This is a genomic window from Candidatus Ruminimicrobium bovinum (assembly GCF_902760015.1).
In the GTDB taxonomy this organism is placed as follows: Bacteria; Elusimicrobiota; Endomicrobiia; order Endomicrobiales; family Endomicrobiaceae; genus Ruminimicrobium; species Ruminimicrobium bovinum.
On record NZ_CACWEU010000232.1, the window covers coordinates 1 to 4,857 of the forward strand.

Below are 4,857 nucleotides of genomic sequence, written 5' to 3' on the forward strand. Positions count from 1 at the left end.
AATTTTTGCATAATCGTGTAACGGTTTTAATGCTACAACCATTTGAATTGTTGAACAATTAGGATTAGCAATAATTTTTTTGTCTTTGCTTAAATCGTTTGGATTTACTTCAGGAACAACTAACGGACAATTGTCGTCCATTCTCCAAGCACTTGAATTATCTACCACAAAACATCCTTCTTTTGCAAATGAAGGAGCAAATTCTTTGGATGTTCCTCCGCCGGCACTAAACAATGCCAAATCCAAACCTTTGCCGCTGTCATGTGTTAAAAGCTCAACAGGTATATCTTGTCCTTTAAATTTTAATTTTTTACCTACACTTCTTTGTGAGGCCAAAAGTTTTATTGACTCAACGGGAAAATTTCTGTTTTCCAACATCTTTATCATTTCGTTACCTACAACACCAGTAGCACCTACAACCGCAACTTTATACTTTTTCATTTTCTACTATTCCTCCAATATTTCAATCATCATAATTTAATACTTTATTTTAAAGATTTTAAGATTTTAGGCGAACCGAAATATTTTTTTAGTGAAGTTTACTATTTACGGTAAATGAATTAAAAAAATACAAAGGTGTAGCCAAAATATTAAAAGCGCTATAAATTGCTTGCAATCAAGTCGCCGACTTCGGTCGTTCCCATTCCCATCTTTCCTGCAGCCAAAGATTTTATCTTCCCGCTTGCAAGAGATTTTGCCATGGAAGATTCTATCATTTTTGCTTCTTTTTCAAGCCCCAACGTTTCAAGCATCATTGCACCGGCACTAATTGCCGCTAACGGATTAATAACATTTTGTCCCGTATATTTAGGTGCCGAACCGCCCATAGGTTCAAACATAGATACACCTTCAGGGTTAATGTTTCCTCCTGCGGAAATTCCGATACCGCCTTGAATCATTGCGGCCAAATCGGTAATTATATCACCGAATAAATTATCCGTAACGATAACATCAAACCATTCGGGGTTTTTTATCATCCACATACATACGGCATCAACATTTACATAATTTAATTCTATATTAGGATAACTTTTTGCACCCATGGCTCTGAAAGCCCTTTCCCATAAGTTAGATGCAAACGTTAAAACATTTGTTTTCCCGCATAATGTAAGTTTATTATTTTTATTTCTTTTTTTAGTCAATTCAAAAGCATATTTTAAACATCTGTCAACACCGAACCTTGTATTTATTGATTCCTGTGTTGCAACTTCATAAGGAGTATCTTTTTTTAAGAAACCGCCTGCACCCAAATAAAGCCCTTCCGTATTTTCTCTAACCACCACAAAATCTATATCTTCGGGTTTTTTATTTTTTAAAGGGCAATCCACACCTTCGTAAAGTTTGACAGGTCTTAAATTTATATATTGGTCAAGTTCAAATCTTAATCTTAACAAAATGCCTTTTTCAAGTATTCCCGGTTTAACATCTGGGTGCCCTATCGCACCCAGATACATTGCATCAAATTTTTTAAACTCTTCAATGCAACTGTCGGGTAAAATTTCACCCGTTTTTTTATATCTTTCTCCGCCCAAATCAAAATTGGTAAACTCAAATTTTGCACCTGTTTTTGCCGCAACCGCATTTATAACTTTTACACCTTCCGCTATTACTTCAGGCCCTGTTCCGTCACCGGGAATAAGAGCTATTTTGTAAGTTTTAGACATTTTTATTTTCCTCCCTTAATATAGGAAAGCAAGCCGCCGGCTTTTATTAACTTCTGCATAAATTCCGGAAACGGTTGCGCTTTATATGTTTGTTTTTTTGTTATATTTTTTATTTCGCCTTTTGCCAAATCAATTTCCAATTTGTCGCCTTTATCTATATTATCAACGGCTTCTTCCGATTCTATAATGGGAAGTCCTATATTTATACAATTTCTAAAAAATATCCTTGCAAAAGATTTTGCTATTACACAGGATACACCTGCACCTTTAATTGATATGGGGGCATGTTCTCTTGAAGAACCGCAGCCGAAATTTTTATCGGCAACTATAATATCACCCGGTTTAACGGCTTGTGCAAAATTATCATCAATATCTTTCATACAAAACTTTGCAAGTTCCTTCGGATCGGATGTGGTCAAATATCTTGCAGGAATAATTTCATCCGTATTAACATTTGCACCATACTTAAAAACATTACCTTTTAATGTCATATTTTTCATAAGAACCTCGTGTAATTATAATTAAATTAAAATAAATTTTATAACATTTATAATGTTTTTTCAATTTCTTGACAAATATATTTTCTTTTTAATACAATAACAAAGGTCTGTAAAATAGTTGATAAGGTAACAAGCTGATAAGCTTAAACTTTTCAGCTCCTCAGTTGAGGACACATAGTGTCCGGCTCAGCTTCTCAGCTAAATAAAAAATATCGACCGTTAAGCTTGAAATAAAAGCTCTAACGGTTATTTTTTGGAAGGTAAATATGTCAACATTAGTTGTGTTGGGCACCCAGTGGGGTGATGAAGGAAAAGGTAAAGTAGTTCATTACCTTGCGGAACAGGCGGATTATATCGTCCGTTATCAGGGCGGAAACAATGCGGGACATACCTTAATATACGAAAACAAACCTTTCGTTTTACACTTAATACCATCCGGAATATTATTTCCTAAAAAAATTTGTATAATTACAAACGGTGTTGTTGTTGACCCGAAAGCATTAAAAGAAGAAATTGATGTGCTAAAAAAGAAAAAAATTCCTATAGACGGAAGATTTTTTGTCAGTGAGAGAGCACATGTTATACTTCCGTATCATAAACTTATAGACGGTATGCTTGAAAGTGATACAACACAAACAAAAATAGGGACGACCAAAAAAGGTATTGGTCCTTGTTATACGGATAAAGTAAGAAGAGTAGGAATTAGAGTTATAGATTATATAGATAAAGAAGTTTTTCTTGAACTTTTAGACCAAAATTTAAAAGAAAAAGAAAACATGCTTAAAAGAGTCTGCGATATAAAGAAATTAAAAGCAGAGATATTAAAAGATCATGCCGTATTGTCGAAATTCTTAAAAAAATATGTTGCCGATACTTCCGTAATGATTGCAGATGCAATAGCAAAAAAGAAAAAAGTTTTATTCGAATCTGCTCAAGGTACAATGCTTGATTTGGACTACGGAACATATCCTTTCGTAACATCATCAAATCCCACATCGGGCGGAGCAAGCACCGGTGTCGGTATGGGTCCGTCAAATGTAGATGCCGTTTTAGGTGTAGTTAAAGCATATACAACAAGAGTCGGCGAAGGTCCTTTTCCGACCGAATTATTTGATAAAACAGGCGAGTTTTTAAGAGAAAAAGGGCAAGAATTCGGTGCAACAACGGGCAGACCCAGAAGATGTGGTTGGTTTGATGCCGTTGTTTTAAGGCATAGTGTTCGTGTTAACGGAATAAAACATTTAATTCTTACAAAACTTGATTGTTTGGAAGGGTTGGACAAAATAAAAGTATGTGTGGCTTATAAATATAAAGGTAAAATTTTAAAAGATTTTCCGGCATCAAGAATAGTTCAAAGGGATTGCAAACCCGTGTATGAAGAAATGCCGGGGTTAAACGGTATTGTCAGGGGTGTAACAAAATTTGAAAAGTTACCTGCAAATGCTAAAAAATATATAAAGAGGTTGGAACAGTTGGTGGGTGCAAAAATAGACTTGATTTCTTTGGGAAGAAAAAGAGAAGAAACAATACCTGCCAGTAAAAATGTAAAATTATTTTAAGAAATTTATATAAGTAGGGAAGAAAAAATGGCTTTTAAAAAATGTATTTTGGTTTTAGAGGACGGTAAAGTTTTTGAAGGTTTTTCCTGCGGTGCCGATAACGAAAGCACGGGAGAAATTGTTTTTAACACTGCCGTATTCGGCTATCAGGAAATTGTAACCGATCCGGCATCGGCAAAACAATTAATTTGTTTTGCTCATCCGCATGTCGGAGATTGCGGATTTAATAATCAGGATTTTCAGTCCGGAGCTATTGAAGCTACCGGGCTTTTTTTTAAGGAATACAGCAAAAGGTATTCCAATTGGAGAGCGGAATTTTCAATGCAGGACCAAATTGTTAAAGACAATGTAGTTGCAATGGAAGGTTTTGATACAAGGGCTTTAGTAAAATATATCAGAGAACACGGAACACAAAAAGCAATAGTATCAACGAAAGATTTTGATGTTGAAAGTTTAAAATCAAAACTTGCAAAAGTTGTTGCAAACGATAAACAAGATTTGGTAAAGGCCGTAACATGCAAGAAAAAATATTCAGTAAACCAAGAAGGGAAAAAACAAAAAATTGCAATAATAGATTACGGCTGTCCTAAAAGTTTTATAGATACTTTCACATCTCAAGATTATAAAGTTACAGTATTTCCTGCAACGGCATCTGCGGATGAAATTTTAAAGGAAGATCCTAAAGGAATTTTCCTTTCAAGCGGTCCGGGATATGCAGCAAATTCAAGTTATGCAATTGATCCAATAAAAGGAATAATAAAAAAATCTCCGGATATGCCTATATTTGCCGTTGGTTTCGGCAGCCAGGTTTTAGCACTTGCAAACGGTGCAACCGTAGTAAAACATAAAATAGGCCACAGAGGTGCAAATTATCCCGTTAGAGATATAAATACAAATAAAATAGCAATAACTTCTCAAAATAACGGTTACTATGTCGACAAAAATTCAATGGAACAAAACGAAAATTTACAAGTAACTCATATAAATTTATATGATGGTACGGTCGCAGGTTTTGCCAATAAGAAAGGTAATAATTTTGCAGTAGAATTTTATCCTTCTTTAGATTCAGACGAAACCGGATACTTGTTTAAAAATTTCTTTGATATGGTGGAAAAAAATGCCTAAAAGAACAGA

5 protein-coding genes are annotated in these 4,857 nt (G+C 34.6%); 2 read left to right on the forward strand and 3 right to left on the reverse strand.

The genetic code is table 11. From position 1 onward, the window contains the following. From ACMUOV_RS07835 to leuD, 3 genes are all read right to left on the reverse strand, one after another. A partial coding sequence (locus tag ACMUOV_RS07835; RefSeq protein ID WP_413854579.1) for an aspartate-semialdehyde dehydrogenase occupies window positions 1-441 on the reverse strand: 441 nt, incomplete at its 3' end. A gap of 158 nt (window positions 442-599) precedes the next feature. Then, window positions 600-1,664: a 3-isopropylmalate dehydrogenase gene (locus ACMUOV_RS07840; RefSeq protein ID WP_413854580.1), complete on the reverse strand. Its 1,065-nt coding sequence runs from the start codon at window positions 1,662-1,664 to the stop codon at window positions 600-602. A gap of 2 nt (window positions 1,665-1,666) precedes the next feature. Beyond that, window positions 1,667-2,155: a 3-isopropylmalate dehydratase small subunit gene (leuD, locus tag ACMUOV_RS07845; RefSeq protein ID WP_413854583.1), complete on the reverse strand. Its 489-nt coding sequence runs from the start codon at window positions 2,153-2,155 to the stop codon at window positions 1,667-1,669. Between the two features lie 275 nt (window positions 2,156-2,430). Between leuD and ACMUOV_RS07850 the strand changes: the two genes are divergently transcribed. After that, window positions 2,431-3,723: an adenylosuccinate synthase gene (locus tag ACMUOV_RS07850; protein ID WP_413854581.1), complete on the forward strand. Its 1,293-nt coding sequence runs from the start codon at window positions 2,431-2,433 to the stop codon at window positions 3,721-3,723. 27 nt (window positions 3,724-3,750) lie between these two features. Continuing rightward, window positions 3,751-4,848 carry a glutamine-hydrolyzing carbamoyl-phosphate synthase small subunit gene (gene carA, locus ACMUOV_RS07855; RefSeq protein ID WP_413854582.1) on the forward strand — a complete coding sequence of 366 codons (1,098 nt, stop codon included), beginning with the start codon at window positions 3,751-3,753 and terminating at the stop codon, window positions 4,846-4,848. Window positions 4,849-4,857 lie beyond the last annotated feature (9 nt).

Excerpts from the sequence above, each read along its gene's own strand:
- ACMUOV_RS07840 (WP_413854580.1), bottom strand. The coding sequence starts at position 1,664 with ATGTCTAAAACTTACAAAATAGCTCTTATTCCCGGTGACGGAACAGGG.
- leuD (WP_413854583.1), bottom strand. The coding sequence starts at position 2,155 with ATGACATTAAAAGGTAATGTTTTTAAGTATGGTGCAAATGTTAATACG.
- ACMUOV_RS07850 (WP_413854581.1), top strand. The coding sequence starts at position 2,431 with ATGTCAACATTAGTTGTGTTGGGCACCCAGTGGGGTGATGAAGGAAAA.
- carA (WP_413854582.1), top strand. The coding sequence starts at position 3,751 with ATGGCTTTTAAAAAATGTATTTTGGTTTTAGAGGACGGTAAAGTTTTT.